This window comes from Marinifilum sp. D714, assembly GCF_030851345.1.
Taxonomy (GTDB): Bacteria; Bacteroidota; Bacteroidia; order Bacteroidales; family Marinifilaceae; genus Marinifilum.
In genome coordinates this window covers 214,274-236,120 of the sequence record NZ_JALPNU010000004.1, presented here as the reverse complement: position 1 = coordinate 236,120, position 21,847 = coordinate 214,274, and the positions used below count along the sequence as shown (strand labels likewise).

16 protein-coding genes are annotated in these 21,847 nt (G+C 35.9%); 3 read left to right on the top strand and 13 right to left on the bottom strand.

Annotation, left to right across the window (positions count from 1 at the left end; all coding sequences use genetic code 11):
* Positions 1–9: 9 nt before the first annotated feature.
* Positions 10–2,070 (bottom strand): acetate--CoA ligase family protein, encoded by a 2,061-nt coding sequence (locus M0051_RS06220; protein ID WP_306740671.1) that lies wholly within the window; start codon positions 2,068–2,070, stop codon positions 10–12.
* Positions 2,071–2,342: 272 nt separating this feature from the next.
* Between M0051_RS06220 and hydE the strand changes: the two genes are divergently transcribed.
* Together hydE and M0051_RS06210 are read left to right on the top strand one after the other, a co-directional pair.
* Positions 2,343–3,434, top strand: a complete 1,092-nt coding sequence (gene hydE / locus M0051_RS06215) for a [FeFe] hydrogenase H-cluster radical SAM maturase HydE (protein WP_306740670.1) — start codon at positions 2,343–2,345, stop codon at positions 3,432–3,434.
* Between the two features lie 640 nt (positions 3,435–4,074).
* Positions 4,075–7,872, top strand: a complete 3,798-nt coding sequence (locus M0051_RS06210) for a two-component regulator propeller domain-containing protein (RefSeq protein WP_306740669.1) — start codon at positions 4,075–4,077, stop codon at positions 7,870–7,872.
* A 36-nt stretch (positions 7,873–7,908) separates the two neighbouring features.
* Here M0051_RS06210 and M0051_RS06205 read toward each other — a convergent pair whose 3' ends face one another.
* The 4 genes from M0051_RS06205 to M0051_RS06190 form a co-directional block, all read right to left on the bottom strand.
* On the bottom strand, positions 7,909–8,172 hold the full coding sequence (locus M0051_RS06205) for a hypothetical protein (RefSeq protein WP_306740668.1): 264 nt from the start codon (positions 8,170–8,172) through the stop codon (positions 7,909–7,911).
* 86 nt (positions 8,173–8,258) lie between these two features.
* Positions 8,259–9,692 (bottom strand): [FeFe] hydrogenase H-cluster radical SAM maturase HydG, encoded by a 1,434-nt coding sequence (gene hydG, locus M0051_RS06200; RefSeq protein WP_306740667.1) that lies wholly within the window; start codon positions 9,690–9,692, stop codon positions 8,259–8,261.
* Positions 9,693–9,895: 203 nt separating this feature from the next.
* Positions 9,896–11,146 (bottom strand): hypothetical protein, encoded by a 1,251-nt coding sequence (locus tag M0051_RS06195; RefSeq protein ID WP_306740666.1) that lies wholly within the window; start codon positions 11,144–11,146, stop codon positions 9,896–9,898.
* Between the two features lie 45 nt (positions 11,147–11,191).
* On the bottom strand, positions 11,192–12,670 hold the full coding sequence (locus M0051_RS06190; RefSeq protein WP_306740665.1) for a DUF4270 family protein: 1,479 nt from the start codon (positions 12,668–12,670) through the stop codon (positions 11,192–11,194).
* A gap of 278 nt (positions 12,671–12,948) precedes the next feature.
* Between M0051_RS06190 and M0051_RS06185 the strand changes: the two genes are divergently transcribed.
* Complete coding sequence (locus M0051_RS06185) at positions 12,949–13,965, top strand: galactose oxidase (protein ID WP_306740664.1); 1,017 nt, start codon at positions 12,949–12,951, stop codon at positions 13,963–13,965.
* 318 nt (positions 13,966–14,283) lie between these two features.
* Here M0051_RS06185 and M0051_RS06180 read toward each other — a convergent pair whose 3' ends face one another.
* From M0051_RS06180 to M0051_RS06145, 8 genes are read right to left on the bottom strand one after another with little or no spacing between them, the layout of a single operon-like run.
* Complete coding sequence (locus M0051_RS06180) at positions 14,284–14,763, bottom strand: NAD(P)H-dependent oxidoreductase subunit E (RefSeq protein ID WP_306740663.1); 480 nt, start codon at positions 14,761–14,763, stop codon at positions 14,284–14,286.
* Between the two features lie 55 nt (positions 14,764–14,818).
* Positions 14,819–16,591 carry an NADH-dependent [FeFe] hydrogenase, group A6 gene (locus tag M0051_RS06175; RefSeq protein ID WP_373568303.1) on the bottom strand — a complete coding sequence of 591 codons (1,773 nt, stop codon included), beginning with the start codon at positions 16,589–16,591 and terminating at the stop codon, positions 14,819–14,821.
* Positions 16,592–16,604: 13 nt separating this feature from the next.
* Positions 16,605–18,398 carry an NADH-quinone oxidoreductase subunit NuoF gene (locus M0051_RS06170; protein WP_306740661.1) on the bottom strand — a complete coding sequence of 598 codons (1,794 nt, stop codon included), beginning with the start codon at positions 18,396–18,398 and terminating at the stop codon, positions 16,605–16,607.
* Between the two features lie 17 nt (positions 18,399–18,415).
* A complete protein-coding gene (locus M0051_RS06165; protein ID WP_110360354.1) occupies positions 18,416–18,814 on the bottom strand; it encodes a ferredoxin in 399 nt (132 codons plus the stop codon).
* Positions 18,815–18,848: 34 nt separating this feature from the next.
* Positions 18,849–19,388, bottom strand: coding sequence for an ATP-binding protein (locus M0051_RS06160; RefSeq protein ID WP_306740660.1), 540 nt, complete (start codon positions 19,386–19,388; stop codon positions 18,849–18,851).
* The gene (locus M0051_RS06155) at positions 19,385–20,128 is read right to left on the bottom strand and encodes a PHP domain-containing protein (RefSeq protein ID WP_306740659.1); all 744 of its coding nucleotides are present in this window, start codon (positions 20,126–20,128) and stop codon (positions 19,385–19,387) included. The genes M0051_RS06160 and M0051_RS06155 overlap by 4 nt, the downstream gene beginning before the upstream one ends.
* A gap of 1 nt (position 20,129) precedes the next feature.
* Entirely contained in the window at positions 20,130–20,471 is a 342-nt protein-coding gene (locus M0051_RS06150; protein WP_306740658.1) for a DRTGG domain-containing protein, read from the bottom strand.
* Between the two features lie 4 nt (positions 20,472–20,475).
* Positions 20,476–21,843 carry a [Fe-Fe] hydrogenase large subunit C-terminal domain-containing protein gene (locus tag M0051_RS06145; RefSeq protein WP_306740657.1) on the bottom strand — a complete coding sequence of 456 codons (1,368 nt, stop codon included), beginning with the start codon at positions 21,841–21,843 and terminating at the stop codon, positions 20,476–20,478.
* Between the last annotated feature and the right edge of the window lie 4 nt (positions 21,844–21,847).

Here is a 21,847-nt window from a genome sequence, read left to right as displayed (position 1 = left end):
AAATCGTTTTTATTCTTTTTCTATTCTGATACGAGCATCAACAGCCGTAACCACATCTTTGTTACCCAATAGTGGATTCAAGTCCATTTCGAAGATTTCAGGAGCAACCTTCATTAAAGCAGCTACACGACTTACTGCTTCAGCAAAACGATCTTCGTTTACTGGTTCCTGACCTCTTACACCTTTAATGATTCCGTAGGAATTTAATCCTTGAATCATTTCATGAGCTTCCTCAGTTGAAATTGGAGCAAGAGATGCTTTTACATCTTTTAATACCTCGATAAAGATACCTCCTAATCCACACAATACCATGTGACCGAATTTCTCTTCACGCTTCGCACCAATAAATACCTCAGTTCCGCTAAGCATCTGAGCCAACATCACAGCGTAAGTGTCTTTAATCTGCATCATTCTCTTGAACTCAGAACGAACAGTTTCCTCATCTTTTACATTCAAGGTTACACCACCCACATCTGATTTGTGAACTGGCCCAACAACTTTCATTACCAATGGAAATCCTATTTTCTTCGCCAAAGCTACAATCTCTTCTTCAGTATCAGCAACACCTTCTTGTGCACGTGCAATTCCTGCAGCGTCTAACAAGTTGTGAATTTGCTCAGGGCTTAAATATCCGTTATCAGCCTCGTCAACAATCTTGCGAATTCCAGCTACATCAACATCTGGCAAAGCAATTTCTTCTGGTTGTGGCTTCGTTGTATTGTATACTTTCGCCAATGCGTTACCAAATACTACCTCATCAGGGAAGTTGATTCTACCCTTAGCCAAGAAGTGTCCTATCTCGTCCTTCACATTAATTACCGATGGAAGAATTGGATAAATTGGCTTCTTGCACTCTTTCATTTTCTCGTGCAGAAGATCGTAAACATCGTATACTGGGAATAATCCCGGACTACCGAAAATTACCGCCATTGCATCGATGTTATCGAAATCATTTTCGCATGCATCAATGATATCACCCAGTTGCTGAGCAGTACCTGTTGCCAGGAAGTCAATTGGATTTGCAACAGAAGAACCTGGATACAATTTCTCTAATAAAGCATCAGCTTTAGGACCTTCGATATGAGGAACATCCAAGCCATTGTTTGAAAGAGAATCTGTCAACATTACTGCAGGACCACCAGCGTGAGTAATTACAGCAACATTCTTGCCTTGCAATTCAGGATGCATGAAAATTGATGCAACAGTTGCCAATTCTTCACGACCGCTACAACGAACGATACCAGCCTTCTTGAACAATGCATCAACAGCAACATCAGAGCTAGCCAAAGCACCAGTGTGCGATGAAGCAGCACGGCTACCAGCTTCTGAACTACCTGATTTGATAGCAGCAATCTTACATCCTTTGCGAATTAAAGATGAAGCGTGCTTCAATAACATTTCAGGCTTATCAATATTTTCAATGTATAAAAGCTTTACCTTCGAACTTGTTTCCGGATCGAAGCTTTCATCCATGTATTTTAATATTTCTTCAACACCCATTTGTGCCGAGTTACCTACAGAGTAAACGCTAGAGAATGACAATCCCTTAGGAACACCAGACTCCATTATAAATACTGCAGTAGCACCAGATCCTGAAATGAAATCACAACCTTTAGGATCAAGAGAAGGAATTGGAGTAGTGAAAACACCATTGTAGTTTGAGTTTAATACACCAACACAGTTAGGGCCAATTAATGAACCACCAACAGAATTCACTGTATCAACAATCTCTTGTTCTAGCTTAGCTCCTTCTTCATTCTCTTCGCTAAATCCAGCCGATAGAATAATAAAAGCACGAGTATTTCTCTCTTCTGCCAAAAATTTAATGGTTGAAGGACAAAATTTAGCTGCAATAGCCAAAATTGCAAGGTCTACATTAGGCAGATCCTTAGGGTCTTTAAATGATTTAACACCTTGTACTTCATCCAATTTTGGATTAGCTACATACAAGTCGCCTTTAAAATCTCCATCGATAAGGTTTTTTAAAACCTTTCCACCTGGTTTTTGCACATCATCGGAACCGCCAACTACAACTATACTTTGGGGGTTAAGTAACTGTTCGTTTATCATGTTTTGTTGTTAATAGTTTTTCTATTTTCCGACAAATATAGTAATAATCTGCTCCTATTAGGCTGATTTATCAAACAATCCGTAAGTAAAATTTAGATTTTCGCTTATCAATATTGTTATTTAGAAGCATAGCTATCTCATTTCAACTCAAACGTTTTCGGAAAATGCAATATTAAGATTTAAGAGTGTTTTATTCCAAATTGCATCCAATGGTACAAAAAGCTAGAATTTTATAATTATTTTTGTCGGAGAAACAACAGATACAAAATCAGATGTCAAAAAGTATTCAACAGATCCTGGAGCAAGACTCATTAACAAAAGAAAATATAATCCAATTATTAAAATCTACCGGAGAAGATGAGAAGGCATTATTTGCCAAATCTTCTGAAATTAAGCTTGATTACATTGGAAAAAATGTTCATTTCAGAGGATTGGTTGAATTCTCGAACATTTGTAAAAAGGATTGTTTGTACTGTGGAATTAGAGCAGGTAACAAAAATGTTGATCGATATGATATTGCCGACGAAGAGATACTAAAGGCTGCAAAATTTGCTTACGATAACAATTACGGATCGGTAGTTCTGCAGTCTGGTGAAAGATCGGACAAGGAATTTGTAGACCGAATAGAAAACCTGCTAAAACAAATTAAAAAACTTAGCAACAATGAGCTGGGCATTACCATTTCCTTGGGTGAACAAATAAAAGAAACTTACCAACGCTGGTATGATGCAGGTGCTCACCGATACTTACTAAGAATTGAATCGAGCAATCGTGAATTGTATGAGAAAATTCATCCTAAGAATGACAATCATGCTCATGAAACAAGATTAAGATGTCTGAAAGATTTACAAGACATCGGCTATCAGACTGGGACAGGTGTAATGATTGGTATTCCATTTCAGACTTATGAAGATTTGGCCAACGACTTGTTATTCATGAAAGAGTTTGACATTGATATGGTAGGAATGGGACCATTCATTGAGCATGATGAAACGCCATTGTACGAATATCGCGATCAGTTAATGAGTTTGAATGATAGATTCAGATTAACCCTTAAGATGATTGCCGTGTTGCGCATTTTAATGAAGGACATTAACATTGCATCAGCAACAGCTCTGCAGGCTATTGATCCATTAGGGAGAGAAAAGGCCCTAAGAATTGGTGCTAACATCATCATGCCAAATATTACCCCAACCAACGAAAGAGCCAACTATTTGCTTTATCAGAACAAACCTTGTATTGACGAAGGTGCCGATGATTGTACAAACTGCATGGAAGCCAGAATTAATATGGCCGATGGAGAGATTGGTTATGGCGAATGGGGAGATTCAAGACACTATACAAACAGAAGGAAGAATGTTTAGCTAATGAGAATTCCAATTCTAGAAATTCTATACACATTGATTGTCGCTCAATACTCCCTTAGAAATTTTCCTGGCACATTGTACGATTGGCAATGCTAATTTTGAATTTAAAAAGCTGCATTAATCGAGTGGAAAAAGGCCTATGAAATTTCTAGGATCATTGCCGCTTGAAAAAAGTGGATTTTGAACTTAAAAACTGCATTTCCAATGAGGTAAAGCTACTTTTTAATATCAAAACTACGTTGCCGTTAATAAAAAATACGATTTTGAATTCCAAATCCACGTTTCCATTTGAGAAATGTGGATTTTTAAATTCAAAAGGCCTCTTTCCACTCGATTAATACCTCTAAAAATTTCCAATTGTACATTGCCTATCGATTAATGTATGATTTTGTCTTCAAAATTGGCATTACCACTCAAGCAATGTATCTAAAAAATTACCAGGACCATTTTCATGCGGCAATGAGTGAAATCATTACTTACTAATTCATTTGGCAAAATATTAGCCAAATCTGAATAAAAACCTTAACAGATAAATAACAAAAAACCAAGCTGTAGCATGGTATAAACACTTTCAATTCCTTCAAAAAAATTGTACCTTAAATGGCATTAGCAAACAATTTACATTTAAAGGAGTATTATGAGATATTTTGTGGTGTTTTGTATGGTTCTTTGTTTGATTTTACTCCCCAATCATCATTCCAAAGCGCAACAGTATAGCTTCCAAAACTATTCCCTTGAGGAAGGATTACCTCAATCGGAAGTTTTTAGTTTAATTCAGGACAAGAAAGGAAATTTATGGCTCGGCACCAATGGCGGTGGTATTTCTCGCTTTAATGGCAAAGAGTTCATCTCTTACGATCGCAGACATGGTCTGGCCGATAATAACATTAGAGCCCTGCACCAGGATTCCAAGGAGAACTTATGGATTGGAACAAGCATTGGCATCAGTAGTTTTAACGGAGTATCGTTTAAAAATTTTGGGATAGAGAATAATGTACCCAATGCTGTTTATTTTAATATTTTTGAAGACAAAAAAGGGCGAATATGGGCCTTAGGAAATGATCAGAATAATCGACAAATCATTTACCGTGAAAAGGGTCAATTTAAAGATTTCATTAAAGAGCACGAAGATGTAATAAACAGAAATCAGGTGAGAAACATACTTATGGACAATGATGGAACAATTTACATCATTACTATAGATGGCTTATTTGAATTTAAGGATGAAGCTCTCTCCAAATCGTCACTTAACGATCTACCTGAATTTGAAGGCCAAATTGTTGCACCTGCTTTAGTCGATGGAAATAATCAGTTGTGGTTTTCAAATTTCATTCCGAACCAAGGATTTGTATTCTATAAAATGGTGGATGACAAACCAATAAAAATTGATTTGCCAACTAACACCCCGATCCAAAATATCGGTTCAGTTACCCTCGATTCCAATAATCGTTTATGGATTAGTGTTTTTGGAACCGGTGTTTTGCTTATCGATGAAAAACATAGCAAAATAATAGATGCTAGCCGAGGTCTAATTAATCCCTTTATCAACAACATAGTTGAAGACAAAGAAGGTAACATTTGGATGACAACTAGTGGAAATGGATTGATAAAATATGGTAATAATAAATTCCTATCTCTTGATTTCACCAATGATGTTGGTGGCAATATTGTGCGTGCGATTATGCAGGATTCCAAAAACAATTACTGGTTTAGTATATCGGGCAAAGGAATTGTACAATACAAACGAAACGAACGAAAAGCCTACACTCCTGCCGATCACCCAGGACTTATAAATATTCGTGATTTTTACGAACTGCCGAATGGAAATATTTTAATGGCAGGCTTTAACGGATTAATTGAGTATAATGGCAGAACTTTTCAAGACGTATCGCAACGTTATGGGTTACGAGCAGGAACAGGCATTATAGATATTCTCGAAAAAGATGGTGAAATGTGGTTTACTACCCAAGGTTTTGGAGTGATACATTACGACAAAACTGGCAATAGAACTCAAATTACCACCCAAAGTCATGGCTTAAAAACCAATCAGATTACAAATGTATATGTCGACTCAAAAAATCGAGCATGGTTCTCTCACTTCCAAGGATTGAGTATGTTTGATAGAGATACCATAATCAATTTTGATGAAACCAATGGGTTGAATTACAAATGGGTGATGCAAATTACCGAAGATTTAAATGGCCACATTTGGGCAGCTACCTTTAGTGGAGGAATTAACAAATGGGATGGAAATAAATGGAGCTATATAACCACAGAGGATGGATTAAGTTCGGATATTGCCTATTCTATTCTAACTGATGAAAATGGGAGCATTTGGGTTGGAGCTCAAAATGGTGTTGACCGGATCAATTATAACAAAAATAGTGAAGTTGAAACCATTCGAAATTACAATAAATTTGATGGTTTTGTTGGAGTGGAAAACAATGGTTCGTGCAATTACATCGACAAAAAGGGCAACTTATGGTTTGGAACAATTAATGGTGCCATGATGTTTAGTCCAACAAAGGATGTTATCAACCCAAATCCACCAATTATTCAATTAACCGATATTAAACTATTTTTCAGAAAAGTAAACTGGAGAGATGAGGAATACTCAAAATGCATGTGCGGTGTCAATCCTTGGTTCCCATTACCACAGGATCTTAATCTCACTCACGATATGCATCATCTTACCTTTAAGTTTGAAGCATTAAGCTATAAAGCACCTGAGAAAGTAAAATACAAATGGAAATTGGAAGGACTGGATCAAGAATGGTCACCAGTAAGCGATAAGAGCGAAGCAATCTACTCCAGAATTCCACCTGGAGAATATACATTCAAAATAAAAGCATCAAACAGCGATGGCATTTGGACACCAAATCCATATGAATATCATTTTAAGATTAGACCTCCTTGGTATAAAACTTGGTGGGCAATTAGTCTTGAAATTTTATTATTAGCACTTATTGTTTACCTGATAATGATGGCGCGAATTCGAAATATTCAACAAAAAAGAATTGAATTGGAGAAATTGGTGACTGAAAAAACAAAAGAAGTTAGTAAGCAAAAATTCGAAATTGAAGCTCAAAACAAAATTTTGGCTGAGCAGAAAGATGAAATTAGTGAACAAGCCCAAAACCTTCAGAAATCCTATATAAACCTAATCCATTTGAACGATATTGGTAAAGTAATAACAGCAAACTTATCGGTTGAAAGCATTATAGATACGGTTTATGAGTCGGTAAATGAATTAATGGATGCAGCCATTTTTGGAATTGGAATCTATCAAAAAGAAAGTAATAGTTTGGTGTTTCCCAGAATTAAGGAAGATGGAACAAATCTGGACTCTGTGGAATTCGAAATGGAAGATGATACCAGATTGGCAATATACTGCTACAAAGAGCAAAAAGATGTATTCATTAAAGATCTAAAGAAAGAGTATCACAAATATGTTACCAAAATAATTCCTGTTGAAAAATCCAGGACTCCAAAATCAGTTATTTACCTTCCGCTTAAAGTTAAAAACAAAACAATTGGGGTAATCACGGTACAAAGCTTCAAGAAAGATGCATATCAAAACTATCATCTGTCTTTGCTACAAAATATAGCCGTTTATGCAAGCATAGCAGTAGAAAACGCTCAATCGTATCGAAAGATTGAAGCTCAAAGTAAAATATTACAAAAGGCCAACAAAGATATTAGAAGGCAAAAAGAAGAAATACAGATTAAGAATGCTGAATTGACAGAATTGAATCATGAAAAGAATCATCTTATTGGGATCATTGCGCATGATTTAAAAAATCCACTGACCTCGACAATATCAATTACAGAATATTTAAAGAACAAGATGATTTCTGAAAACAATTCAGAGGACCTTGAAAATATTTCATTCATGCTAAAAGCTCTACAGAGGATGAATCACATGATTTCCAAAATTCTGGATATAGGTGTAATCGAGTCGAATTCTATCAATATCCAACTGGAAAAAACCAACTTAAAGAAGTTGATTGAAATGGTGAATTTGCATTTCAAAGATCATTTAAAACAAAAACAGTTAAATCTTAAGCTTGATGTTAATGATACCTATGCAATGGTGGATCCAAATTACATGACTCAAGTTTATGAAAATTTGGTTTCCAATGCCATTAAATTTTCTCCAAACAACAAGAATATTCATATTAAAATTTGGGAAGAGGGCGATAAAATCCGATCGTTGGTCAGCGACGAAGGACCAGGAATCTCGGCAGAAGATCAAGGGAAGCTATTTGGAAAGTTTCAAATACTTAGCTCAAGGCCAACCGGCGGTGAAAAATCAACAGGACTAGGATTATCCATCGTTAAGAAATATGTGGAAGCAATGAAAGGAAAGGTTTGGTGCGAAAGTGAACTCGGAAAAGGAGCCAACTTCTACATAGATTTAGAAAAAGCCATATAAGAAAATGTCCGGATAAACCGGACATTTTCTTTTCGATTAAGGTTCAAAAAACATGTGCTGAATCTCAACACCTTCAATTGCATAAATTTCTTTTTCGAACCGATCCATATCTTCCTCTGAACCAATGACCTGAATCAACATCAGGCCGAAAGGGTGACTTTCTGCATGCTCAACTTCATAAATACCTAACCTGGTTTTTATAGAGTTGCCATATCTAGCCAGAATTTCTTGAACACAGCCATTTTCTTTATCCTTATCACGGATAAGAATCCCAAAAATCCGAATTGTTGATTTAATCATCGCTACTGAATTTTGAATTAGAGAATAGGGCCTTTATAAGTTACAAAAAATGCACTATTTTATAAACTCAAAATCCAATGAAATCACTAGAAATAAAGGTCGCGTTTACCTTTTTTAACCAATTCAAGACGTTCTTCTAATTCTTCAACCTTTTGAATATCTTTAAGCTCTTTCTTCTTTAAATCAATTAGCTTGTATCCTTTTTCTTTCATTTCTGAAGTACCATAATCTTCAAGGTATTCAGCAAGAGTAAGGATTGCATTCTGCGTGCAATACCTCTTGATAAATCCAGGCACAGAAAATTCCATAAAATGTTCACCTGTTCTCCCTTTACGATAACAAGCAGTACAAAATGAAGGTAAGTATTGTTTGTCTAAAAGTTCATCAATCACCTGACCAAGGCTTCTGGTATCACCAATTTCAAATTGTTCATGATCTAACTTCTGCTCTTCTCTAGATTCCTCACTATACCCTCCCAACTGGATATTGGTACCTGCATCAATTTGTGATACTCCTAATCGAATTACTTCTTCACGAATCTCTTGATTTTCACGAGCAGTTAGAATTAATCCTGTATATGGAACTGCTAATCTTAGAATAGCAACCAAACGAATAAATTCTTCATCGCTAACTTCGTATTTTGGATCAATGGTAGAATCTGAAGCTGCCTTAATTCTAGGAAATGAGATGGTATGTGGACCGACATTATAGCATGCCTCGAAATGATTTACATGACGAACCAAGCCCATAACATCAAATTTCCAATCGAATAGCCCAAATAAAGCGCCAATTCCAACATCATCTATTAATGCTTCCTGTGCACGATCTAAACCAGTGAGTCTCCAATCAAAATCCGATTTTTTTCCACTGATGTGATATTTCGCGTAGGCTTCACGATTGTAGGTTTCCTGGAAAATTTGGTAAGTACCAATTCCAGCTTCTTTAACCTTTTTATATCCTTCAATATCCAAAGGAGCAGCATTAATATTTACACGACGAATTTCACCATTACCTGATTTCACCGTATAAACCGTTTTCACGGAATCCGCAATAAATTCCGCATCATACATTGGATGTTCACCATACACCAATATCAAACGCTTCTGACCATTATCTTCTAAAGCTTTTACATCACTAATAATCTGCTCATGTGAAAGAGTCGTTCTTTTTTGTTTTTTATTAGATGCCCTAAACCCACAATAAGTACAATTATTGGTACACTTGTTTCCGATGTACAAAGGAGCAAAAATTACAATTCTATCACCATATACTCTCTCCTTTAAGGTGCGAGCACCTTCTTTAATTTCCTCAATCAATTCAGGATCTTCAGTTTTCAAAAGTGCCGCAGTCTCCTGTAAGCTAAGGCGATTCTTATCAAGTGATTTTTTAATAATTCGACGAACATTTTCCTTCGATGCGTCAGCTTCTTCAAGCATTTCCCAAATTTCAGATTCATCGATAAAAGGTTTCATCCTTTCATCCTTAATCCGATACTCTTGAGGTTTGTAGATCATTTTCATGTTATTCGCTGTATATCTTCAACCCAAGTGCTAAATAACATTTGAGTTGCATAGTATTTTGTTAGTTTTCAGCACAAAATTAATCATTATTATTTTGAAATGATTACAAATTGGAGTTTGAGGTCCAAATTTTCTATTTAAATTTTTAACACAAAAAAAACCCTTGGCTTTTCCAAGGGTTTCATTTTTTATCTGATATGTTATTAATGATATTTTCTCTTAATAAACCAGTTTTCGAACAAGTTTAGTTCTATATTAATTTTTCCATAATCCTCTCTTACCAGATTATTGGCAGTTAAGCCCATTTGACCAAATTCAAATGACATATTAATCATTCCTTTTCCTCTTGACAATGGCATACCCACTCCAAAACTAAATCCTTTTGTTGTGATACGTTCATCTCTCACTCTCATATAGCCGGTGTCATAAAATGCTCCGAAACGATATGTCAACTTCTTAAAGAACTTGGTTGCATAACCATCATTTGCTTTATATATAGTTGCAAGTGAAAACTTATTACGATCAACCAATTGATTCTCCTTCTCGAATTTTTTAGTTTCGCTCCATTTTTCTAGTAAATAATCGGCTCCAATCCATAGTTGCTTTCCTTTTTTCAAACCTAAGGATGCACCATAAATCTCAGGAACATCATAACTTCCTCGATCTGTATCATTGTATTTTATCGATCCTATATTCAATACCTCTATCTTCCGTTTCGCTCTAACGCCAACTTGGGGTTGGTACTTCACCCCTAATACTATTGAATTATCAACGAAGTTAAATTGATATTGCGCACCCACATTAAAATTTAATCCTGTTGAAATTAATTTTGTAGTATTCATGTAACTAGCACTACTACCTCCCTGAGGAATAATTGACTCATCTCTGGTATTGTTCCCAAAAATATAAATTCCATTTACACCTAAAGATAAGTTATCTGTAATCTTAAAACCATTCGATAGTACTAATTGGTTCAATCCTCCTGTTCCTTTTAAAGATCGAGTAAAATAATTAGTCCCACCCTCTACAAGCTCTCTGCTAGTTATATCGTACCCTAAACTTGTATAGGGTGCTAATGAAACCGCAACACCATAACCAGGAGCTGCTCTAAAACCAAAAGCCAATTTCGAAAAATTTAAATCATTAAACGTATCGTCATTATTCCCTTGATTTAGCTTGCTAAATTTAGCGGTCATTCCAAATTGAAAAATAAATTTCAAACTATCCAACTGAGAAAGTGCAGCTGGATTATTTATATTTAGAACACTACCATCACTATATGACAAACTTGCCATACCAGTTGGGTTAATAATATCTTGAGTCATTAATTCTCCATAGCCATAATAGGAATATGGGGAACTTGTATTATTTTGTGCCGACAGATTAGAAGATATATAAATTAATCCTATTACTGTCAAAAAGCAGATTTTACCAACAGATTTTAAGCTTTTCATTAATCTAGCTATATATTTTGTAAATACTTTTCTTAACTCTCTCAATTATCGCTGAATAACGTAAGTAACCTTCAGTCTAATTCTAAAATCCGAATTTGGTTCATCTTCTATAATTAGACGATCATAGGTGTCCCCCACACCTTCTCTTTGAAATCCAATCAAAATAGCATCTTCATATTCTTGACCATTTACAAGAATATTATTCACATAAGAAGTCAAATCTGTCGCATAATAAGATTCATCCTTATTTTCAGGATTTCTTACAAAGGCAAAACTTAAAGCCGTATTGTTTGGACCAGGCAGAACCGACCTAAATTTATTATCTTCCTTTGTAGTATATAGAATCAAGTTTGATTTAGGCAAAGGGAACAGTTCATCATCATAACTCTCATCCTTAGGGTAAATTTGTAATTCTGCACTTAAAACCCCACCTGTTAATCCTAAAGTTTTTAGATTTTCAATATAAGGAATTTTAATTTTGGTATACAAACCTATACCTCCTTGAATAAATGTTAAGTTATCCGTTTGATCAGAATTCAATTCATTCTCTTGTTCAATTAAACGATCTAATTGTTGCGGTGTAGTTGAACGATCAGAAGAATAATTTGCAAAACTTAATCGTTCATTTGGTCCAGCTTGCACAATAGGGAAGTCATGATATTTTTGTTTACCAGCCTCTGTATAATCAGTTTCATGATAATACAATCTTAATCTTAACTTATTCTCGCCAATTGGAGCTTGCCACATAACAGTATTATTATCTCCTGGACGAATAACAACACCTTTGATAAATCTATGCCACTGCTTTGCCTCTATAACAGTATCGCTTTCTGTATTTACCAATTCCACAATTTCTTCACCTAAAGAAATTGCTTCTTCACTATCCATTTTTAAATAGATTCCCTCTCCATAATACTTTCCATAGTAGTCAATTACACCATTTGTTCCTTCATTAACCTTTCCATGAGAATCAATCACTTCATCAAATTGAGATTGTTTGACTGGTTTTAGAAAAAACTCCGAATCTAAAAGTGGTGTTTCCTCATAATCAAATTTGGAATGACTATAAAACGAATCTTCATTATCAGGCAATTCTAATTCCTCGGTTAATCGGTTGATTAATAATCTTTGTACCTGTAATGTGTCTCCAAAGTATTCTTTATTAGGATATGCCATAAAAACCAACGAATCAAATTCTATAGGCACTTTAACACTCACATTACCAATCTCTTTGGTTGGCTTAGAAAATCCATTATTAAAGTCTAACACCCCATAATACTCGGTCTTTACATCTCCCAGAAATTCATCTTTATAACTACCCAGTATAGCTTTATTAAATCTTGAAGTAATCAAAGAATCTAAGATTACAGTCGAGCTTTTTATTGTAAGCGTATCGATAAGAACAACTTCTGAGGTTTCATCAATAAGATTATCCCCTATCTGATGCTCTTCAAAGTTGTTTGAGTTACAACTAATAAGAAAACTTAGTATTAACAGCAATAAAAGTACATGGTTTGTTCTCATTTTCATAATTTAAAATACTAATCATATAACCTTAAGGAATCAATACAACTTATGATTAATTATAAACCTTTGTCATATTTTTGGATAACGCACAAATATAAATAAAATATTGAGACTATCGAATTTATTCTTTAATTGGTAAAATTTGTTAAATACCGCTTATTTTTACTGTCTAAAAATGAACTTATGGATTTTTATTTTATATTTGTCGTCTACATAATTTAAGATGTTTTAAACACTAGTAAGAAATTTAAAATTAATTGATAAAATCATAACAAATGAAACAACGACTATTAATAGTATTATTTGCATTATCTCTGTTTTTTACCAGTTGTGGTAGCGATAATGATTTAGTAGGTAACTGGATTAAAAGTTCTTCATTTGAAGGACGTGCTAGAAGCGGTGCTGTAAGCTTTGTAATTGGCGATTACGCTTACGTTGGTACAGGTTATGATGGAAAAGATGCATTAAAAACTTTTTACAAATATAGCCTTCAAGATGGTTGGAGCAAAGTTCAGAATGAGTTTCCTGGTGCAGCAAGAAGAGAAGCTGTAGCTTTCGCAGCTAACGGAAAAGTATATGTTGGATTAGGAGTGAATGATGATGATGAAAGATTAGGTGATTTCTACGAGTTTGATCCATCAACAGATACTTGGAATACTACTGCAATTGATATGACAGGAGGACCATCTGCAAGACAAGGTGCAATTGCCTTCTCGATTGATGGTGTTGGATATGTTGGTACTGGTTACGGATTTCAAGAAGGTGAAGACCGCACAAACTTGAAAGACTTCTATAAATACGATGGAAACTGGACTAAAATTGCATATGATGGGGAAAAATCTAGAAATTCTACTGCATTTGTAATTGATAATAAAGCCTACATTGTGTCAGGAGAAAATAGTATGAAATATGTATGGGAATACGATCCATCAAAAGTTAGCAACACATTTAATGGTTGGACCAGAAAAGAAGACCTTGATGATGACAACAATTGGGAAGGCGTACAACGCTCTGGAGCTGTTTCGTTTGTAATCAATGGTAAAGGCTATATAGCAACAGGCAGAAATTCTGGCTTATCAAGAGAAGTTTGGGAGTATGATGCCGCAAATGATCGTTGGGATGAAAAAACATCACTTGAAAGCCCTGAAGTTGCATCAAGAGAAAATGCTGTTGCATTTAGCTTAAATAACAGAGGTTTTGTAACTACTGGTACTGTTTCTGGTTCTGGTGCTTACTTTGACGACACTTGGGAATTCAACCCAACAATGGACGAAGACGATAAGGATAACTAGAAGTTAAATCTTATAATCTCAAAGCCGTTTCAAATTTGAAACGGCTTTTTTTATGGCCAAATAGTCCAAAATAAATCTTTGAAATGCATTATCATTCTATTTTGTGTATTTCCTAAATAACAACAACTGTTCGTTACAAATTCATACTCTAATGACAATTATGATCTCTCAAAGCCTCTAAGTCATCGAAATGCCCAATAAATTTATAATATATTATCACTTATTTAACAAGTTTTAACTATTACTTGTTAATAAACGTTAATAAAAAACCCTCCGACAAAACTGCCGGAGGGTTTAATTTTATATCAAATCAATTATTTACGATTGATATTCTTTAATAATATCTGCTACATCACCGGCAGCAACACGTCCATAAACACGCTCTCCAATGGTAACAACTGGTGCCAAACCACAAGCTCCAACGCAACGAAGACAGCTAATCGAAAATTTTCCATCTTCTGTAGTTTCACCAACAGGAACATCCAATAAACGCTTAAACTCTTCCAACACTTTTTCAGCACCTCGTACATAACAAGCGGTTCCCATACAGATAGAAATTGGGAATTCTCCTTTTGGTACCATAGAGAAGAACGAGTAGAATGTTACAACACCATAAACATGAGCAACAGAAACGTTTAATTCACGAGCAATGATTTCCTGAACCTCTGCAGGCAGGTAACCAAATGTCTCTTGAGCCTTATGAAGTACGTTTATCAACTCGGCTCCATCATTATCAAATGATTTGCAAATATCCACAAGTGTATCAATTTTGGATTTTGCTAATTTAATTTTTGCCATAATATAAACTCCTTATATTAATTGGATTTCAAAAATCCAGATGGTTCAAAATAATTTATTCAATCTCAATATCCTTACTCTTATCGAAATAATGAGTATGCAACAATTTATGAGATAATTCACTACATGGCTTACCCAAGAACTCTTCATATAATTTAATAATATATGGATTCTCATGTGATTTACGGATTGCCTTACCTTCATCTTCGCGATAAAGGGCAGCTGCACGTTTCTTCAAGACTGAAGAGTCACCATGGTGCAATGGTTGACCACCACCACCAATACAACCACCAGGACAAGCCATAATCTCGATTGCATGATATTCTGATTTACCATCGCGGATATCTTCAAGAAGTTTACGAGCATTACCCAAACCGTGAGCAATACCAATATTAATTGGAAGACCATCGAAATCTACAGTTGCGCTGCGGATACCATCCATACCACGCAATGCATTGAAATCAACTTTTTCAAGAGTTTTTCCTGTATATACTTCATAAGCAGTACGAGCAGCAGCTTCGATTACACCACCTGTAGCACCAAAGATTACACCTGCACCTGTTGATTCTCCAAGAGGGTTATCAAAGTCCTCATCAGCCATGATACTAAGATCCATATTGGCTTGCTTAATCAAGTTAGCCAACTCTCGAGTAGAGATAGAATAGTTTACATCCGGATCGCCGTCCACCTTGAACTCATCACGCTGACACTCGTATTTCTTAGCCAAACAAGGCATGATTGAAACAACAATCATATCTTCACGTTTAATACCCATTTGCTTCGCCAAATAATTTTTAGCGATAGGACCAAACATTTGCTGAGGAGAACGAGCTGTAGAAGGAATCTCCTTCATTTCAGGGAAATGGTGCTCAAAAAAGTTCACCCATCCCGGACAACATGAAGTCAAGATAGGAAGTTTTACATCCTTATCTCCATCTAAGTGACGCTTCAAACGATCTAACAACTCAGTACCTTCCTCCATAATGGTAAGGTCAGCAGCAAAATCAGTATCAAATACTTTATCAAAACCTAGCTGACGAAGAGCAGAAACCATTTTACCAGTTACCAAAGTACCAGCTTCCATTCCAAATTCTTCACCCAAAGCAGCACGAACAGCAGGAGCAGTTTGAACTACAACAGTTTTCTTAGGATCAGCAAGATCTCTAATCAACTGGTTAGTGTGATCTTTTTCAGTTAATGCGCCAGTAGGACATACAGCCACACACTGACCACAGTAAGTACAAGTTGATTTCTCCAAATCCATTTCGAAAGCTGGAGCTACAACAGACTCAAAACCTCTGTTTACAGCAGAAAGAGCACCTACGGTTTGTACATCATTACACATGGTTTCACAACGACGACACATGATACACTTATCCATATCACGGATAATAGATGGAGAGTAATCTACCTTATAAGTTGATTGCTCACCTTTGTAGTGTAATTCGCGTACGCCAAACTGGTGTGCCATAGTTTGTAAATCACAGTTACCTGATTTTGCACAAACCAAACAATCGAATGGGTGATCTGAAAGCATCAACTCCATTACAGTTTTACGAGCATTTAATACTCTCATGTTGTGAGTGTGAATAACCATTCCTTCCTCACACTTTGAGTTACAAGAAGGCGCTAAATTACGACGCCCTTCTACCTCAACAACACAAATTCGACATCCGCCAGGCTTGTGTTCAATGCCCATATCACCTAAGTGCATATAACAAAGCGTTGGAATTTCAATTCCTAACTGCTTTGCAGCTTCAAAAATAGTAGTTCCCTGAGGTACCTCTATTTGCTTATTATCAATGGTTAATTTGATCATTTTTTCCATTTTAAGATCCTCCTTACTGAATGCTAATCGCATTAAACTTACATTTCTCCATACAAGCACCACACTTGATACACTTAGCTGTATCGATAATGTGAGCTTCCTTACGATCTCCGGCAATACAATCAACCGGACAGTTGCGAGCACAAAGAGTACATCCAACACAAAGTTCAGGATCAATCACATACTGCATTAATGCCTTACACTGACCAGATGGACATTTGTGTTCCTCAACGTGAGCAATATACTCATCATAGAAGTTTTCAATTGTAGAAAGAACAGGGTTTGGTGAAGTCTGTCCTAAACCACAGAGAGAAGTATCTTTAATTACAGTACTTAAGTTTCTCAACAAATCAAGATCTTCTTTCGTACCTTTTCCTTCAGTAATCTTATCCAACAATTCGTACAGGCGCTTGTTACCTACACGACATGGAGTACACTTACCACATGATTCTTCAACAGTAAAGTCAAGGTAGAATTTCGCAACAGAAACCATACAATCGTCTTCGTCCATTACAATCATACCACCTGATCCCATCATGGAACCAACAGCAAGAAGGTTATCAAAATCAATTGGAGTATCCAGGTGTTTTTCAGTTAAGCAACCACCTGATGGACCACCAGTTTGAACAGCCTTAAATTTCTTTCCATCTTTGATACCTCCACCAATTTCGTAAATTACTTCACGAAGAGTGGTACCCATTGGAACCTCAATCAAACCAACATTGTTGATCTTACCTGCCAAAGCAAATACTTTAGTACCCGTAGATTTTTCAGTACCAATTTTGTTGAACCAACCAGCTCCCTTGTTAATGATAACAGGAATGTTAGCAAAAGTTTCAACGTTATTTACGTTTGTAGGTTTTCCGTTGTAACCAGACTCAGCTGGGAATGGAGGCTTAACAGTTGGCTCACCACGAAGACCTTCCATTGAGTGAATCAAAGCAGTTTCCTCACCACAAACGAAAGCACCAGCTCCATAACGCATCTCAACATCAAAGTTGAAACCTGATCCCATGATATCATTACCTAAAAGACCATATTCACGCGCCTGCTTAATGGCAACTTTCAAACGCTCAATAGCAAGCGGATACTCAGCACGAATGTAGATAACTCCTTTATCAGCACCCATAGTATAACCACAAATTGCCATCGCTTCAAGTACTGAATGAGGATCTCCTTCCAAAATAGAACGGTCCATAAATGCTCCTGGGTCTCCCTCATCGGCATTACAAACCACATATTTCTGATCTGCTTCGTTCTTAGATGCAAATTCCCACTTCAATCCTGTTGGGAAACCTCCACCTCCTCGTCCACGTAGACCAGATTCCTTAATTTCATCGATTACAGCCTGAGGAGTCATCTCTGCTAAACATTTTCCCAGAGCTGCATATCCTTCAGTAGCGATATATTCATCGATATTTTCAGGGTTAATAAAACCACAGTTACGCAATGCAATACGAATCTGCTTTTTATAGAATCCCATGTGCTTAGAGTCACTAACAACTTCCTTCTTTTCAGGATCGGTATAAAGTAAACGCATTACTTTACGTCCTTTAATGATGTGCTCTTCGATAATTTCTTCAGCATCTTCAGGCTTTACTTCAATATAGAAGGTATTATCAGGAAGGATTTTTACGATAGGTCCTTTTTCACAAAATCCAAAGCAACCTGTCATTACTACCTGAACCTCTTCTTCAAGCCCTTTCGCTTTTAGAGCATCCTGTAGATTATTTTGAATAGCCTCACTTGCTGAAGCACGACATCCTGTACCTCCACAAATAAGAATATGCATTTTATACTTTTCCATAATTGCGTTTTCTTTTGTTAGTTGTTGTCAATAGTTTTGTAGTTAACAGGAATAATGCCATCTACCAATTCACCTTGTTTGATGTATTTCTCAATCACTTCATCAGCTTTCTTAAGATCAACATCTCCAAAAACAACAGGTTCTTTACCTGGCATTGTTACTTCAATTGTTGGTTCTGCATAGCAGTATCCCATACAACCTGTTTGCGTAACAATAGAATTAATACCTCTTTTGGCTGTAGCTTCAATTAGAAACTCCATTACCTCTTTTGCTCCTGATGCAATTCCGCAAGTTGCCATACCAACTTTAATTTGCACCTGAGCTTCCGGATCGTTGCTCTTCTCCCTAAGATCCATCTTTGCATGCAGCTCTTCTTTTATCTTCTTCAGATCTGCAAGGGATTTAACTTTTGCCATAATCTCAAATTATTAAAGGTTAGAATTTAATTATCTATTTAATTGTGTTTAGGTTCTCTTTAATCATTTCCTTTAAGTACTGCATGATATTCGGATCTGAAACCGGCATACCATCCAAAACTTCTTTTACTTCTTTTGTATCAAAAATATACTCCCCTTCGTCGGTTATATGCTGATATAAAAAGTCCATTTCGGGGTTTGCACCAACCAACAAAACCATGGTTCCTGCAATGTCTCCCAAGCTAGGTCGATCGAGATGTTTGTGAGAAAAAATTGCTTCCAACTCTGTCCCAACTCCCTCTTTCGAACTGATCTCCATCTTTCCTCCTGTCATTTCAGCATTTTGCTTTAACAATGACAATCCCAAACCTACTTTACGTGTAGTTCTGGTGGTAAAGAATGGATCAATCGCTTTTGCCAACACCTCTTCAGACATTCCAAAACCGTTGTCTTTAATTGAGATTGAAAACAAGTCCTCTTTCATACTTTCCATAATTTTCAATTCAACCAAAGATGCTTCAGCTCTCACCGAATTCTGGATAATATCCATAATATGCATCGACAAATCTTTCATTCTTCTAGTTCAATTTTTCGGCCCTCTTCCGCCCTTAATGCCTTTCTCACTTCTTCGAAACTCAAATCTTCCATAAAGAAGTTTGTCCAGGTATTTCCTATATTTTCGATATAATGAGCATCCGAACTTTTAATAAAGTTGTACTTGCTCAAATACTTATTCTTCTTTAAGAACTCTTCTTTTGTTATATGATGAGAGAGTTCCAATGCATCAACGTTCAAATCGGGTGGTAAAAACCCTAATTGACTAATGATACTATTCATCATTTTATTGATATGAGCAGGAATAAATAATCCTTCTAAATCATGAACCTTTCTTTCAATTTCTTCAATACTCTGACTCAATCCTGAAATTAAGAGACATTCCACCTCATCAATAATCTCTTCTTTTTCATTTACTACCACCTGATATCCAAATTTATTTTCATCATTAGGCATTTTTGGTAAATGCTGATCCAAGTATTTCTGAAATTCAGAAAGCTTTTCCTCATCCTCAAAAAAGCACAAACAATGTACCTCTTCTTTGGTAGTTACCTCTGCTCCCATCAAGACCATCATTCCTTCCTTTACTGCCAATTCTTTAATTAATGGTGCATGCAAAGTCGAATTGTGGTCCGTTATTCCCAATATGTCAATTCCACGTTCTCTGGCTTTTTGAACAATATTTACCGGACTCATCTCCAAGTCTCCACAGGGGGATAAAACAGTATGCGTATGCAAATCTGCCCGGTACTTTCTCATTCTATTTTGCCTGATTTATAATTTCATATAGTTTTCCGGTCAACTCAAAAGCTTCCTCCTCTGAAGAAAGAATTGGAATTCCTTCCTCATTGCTTTGTTCTGCCGCATCTGCTTCTGGTTCATAACCTTTTACCAAAACAATTGCTGCCAGTTCTTTTAAAGAAGCAATTGCCATGATATTTTTATGAGTTTGTAATGTCACCCAAACATGGTTTTCATCTGCATTTCCCATTACATCACTTAACAAATCCGAAGTGTAACCTCCTTCAATTTCGCGATTCAATCCATTTTCTCCTGAACAAACTTTCAGTCCTAACTTTTCAACTATATCTCGTACTATCATAGTATTAATGATCGTTTAAATTCTTTTTTTCAAACCTGCTTTTACCCCATGTATCTTCTGAAATATCAAATGATTCTTGAGGAGATATTAAACCTTCTTTGGTTAACATCTTTTGAAGAAATACACATTGTGTCATCTTAGCCTTTCCCTGAACCACATCCTCTGCCAAAGCCTGACAGCGTGGCGCTCCACAAGCTCCACAATCGATTCTTGGAAGAACTTTCATAATGCGATTAATTTTCTTCATTTTCTTCATGGCAACCATCATGTCCGAATCCAAACTTAAAATCGATCGTGGTTCCACTTTATCTATTCCTATATTCTCCTGAAGGTATGTTTTATACAAATCAATTTCTCTTTCAGGCATAATCATAGGCTTGTTCCTATGATACCATGCAGCACGTTTTCTCAAACGCTCAATTGCAAGAAAACGATTCTCAGTAGCTAGTACACCGCCAGCACAAGAATGATCACATGCACGAAGTTCCAAAAAGTCAACATCAGTTATTTCTTCGTTTTCCAACTTTTCCAAAACTTCAATTACATTATGAATCTCATCAATTGCCAAACACCTTCCTGAATATCTCGAAGCCTCACCTGTTGTTAGTGTCCATCCAATACTTCTTCGAGACATGTGTATATTTTCCGGGTATTTTTTAGTTTCCTTCTTACTATTCTTAATACTAAGCAGAACCTTATTGTAGATGAAATCCATATTAATAACTCCATCTATTAAGGATTTCTGCTCTCCCACAGGACTTTTTACCGCAGCAATTTTTGCAGCACACGGAGTCACATAAAAAATCCCAATTTCTTCCTGAGCATAACCCTTATCTTGTAGTTTTTTACGGTAAAACTGAGCTGAAATATCTATTACAGGTTTTAATTGAATGATATTATCTACTAAAGCAGGAAACTTAACCTGAATTAATCTAACTATTGCAGGGCAGAAACTAGAAATAAACGGTCTCTCCTGATGATGCTTGTGCATGAATTTTTTAGTAGAATCAATTAACACATCTACAGCACCATCTACTTCATAAACATGTGTAAATCCAAGATCTTTAATTTCATTATAGATTTGAACCTCAGAAACATCATCTGGAAATTGTCCCAGCAAAACAGTAGGCAAAAGAGCTACTCTTTGTTTGTAGTTAAAAATTTGAGTAAAGTCATCCTGCTCTACAATAATAGCATTAACAGGACATGCTTGTAAACATTCACCACAATCAACACAAGCATTTTTATTAATATCAGCAGTACCATTTTTTACACGAATAGCAGCAGTTGGACATACGTTCATACAGTGTGTACATCCAATACACACTTCATCAACTACTTTTAATGCATGATAAAAATGAACCTGCTCCATTTTT

What these genes read in the sequence shown, in the direction of transcription:
- M0051_RS06220 (WP_306740671.1), bottom strand. Translation starts at nt 2,070, where the DNA reads ATGATAAACGAACAGTTACTTAACCCCCAAAGTATAGTTGTAGTTGGC.
- hydE (WP_306740670.1), top strand. Translation starts at nt 2,343, where the DNA reads ATGTCAAAAAGTATTCAACAGATCCTGGAGCAAGACTCATTAACAAAA.
- M0051_RS06210 (WP_306740669.1), top strand. Translation starts at nt 4,075, where the DNA reads ATGAGATATTTTGTGGTGTTTTGTATGGTTCTTTGTTTGATTTTACTC.
- M0051_RS06205 (WP_306740668.1), bottom strand. Translation starts at nt 8,172, where the DNA reads ATGATTAAATCAACAATTCGGATTTTTGGGATTCTTATCCGTGATAAG.
- hydG (WP_306740667.1), bottom strand. Translation starts at nt 9,692, where the DNA reads ATGAAAATGATCTACAAACCTCAAGAGTATCGGATTAAGGATGAAAGG.
- M0051_RS06195 (WP_306740666.1), bottom strand. Translation starts at nt 11,146, where the DNA reads ATGAAAAGCTTAAAATCTGTTGGTAAAATCTGCTTTTTGACAGTAATA.
- M0051_RS06190 (WP_306740665.1), bottom strand. Translation starts at nt 12,670, where the DNA reads ATGAGAACAAACCATGTACTTTTATTGCTGTTAATACTAAGTTTTCTT.
- M0051_RS06185 (WP_306740664.1), top strand. Translation starts at nt 12,949, where the DNA reads ATGAAACAACGACTATTAATAGTATTATTTGCATTATCTCTGTTTTTT.
- M0051_RS06180 (WP_306740663.1), bottom strand. Translation starts at nt 14,763, where the DNA reads ATGGCAAAAATTAAATTAGCAAAATCCAAAATTGATACACTTGTGGAT.
- M0051_RS06175 (WP_373568303.1), bottom strand. Translation starts at nt 16,591, where the DNA reads ATGGAAAAAATGATCAAATTAACCATTGATAATAAGCAAATAGAGGTA.
- M0051_RS06170 (WP_306740661.1), bottom strand. Translation starts at nt 18,398, where the DNA reads ATGGAAAAGTATAAAATGCATATTCTTATTTGTGGAGGTACAGGATGT.
- M0051_RS06165 (WP_110360354.1), bottom strand. Translation starts at nt 18,814, where the DNA reads ATGGCAAAAGTTAAATCCCTTGCAGATCTGAAGAAGATAAAAGAAGAG.
- M0051_RS06160 (WP_306740660.1), bottom strand. Translation starts at nt 19,388, where the DNA reads ATGAAAGATTTGTCGATGCATATTATGGATATTATCCAGAATTCGGTG.
- M0051_RS06155 (WP_306740659.1), bottom strand. Translation starts at nt 20,128, where the DNA reads ATGAGAAAGTACCGGGCAGATTTGCATACGCATACTGTTTTATCCCCC.
- M0051_RS06150 (WP_306740658.1), bottom strand. Translation starts at nt 20,471, where the DNA reads ATGATAGTACGAGATATAGTTGAAAAGTTAGGACTGAAAGTTTGTTCA.
- M0051_RS06145 (WP_306740657.1), bottom strand. Translation starts at nt 21,843, where the DNA reads ATGGAGCAGGTTCATTTTTATCATGCATTAAAAGTAGTTGATGAAGTG.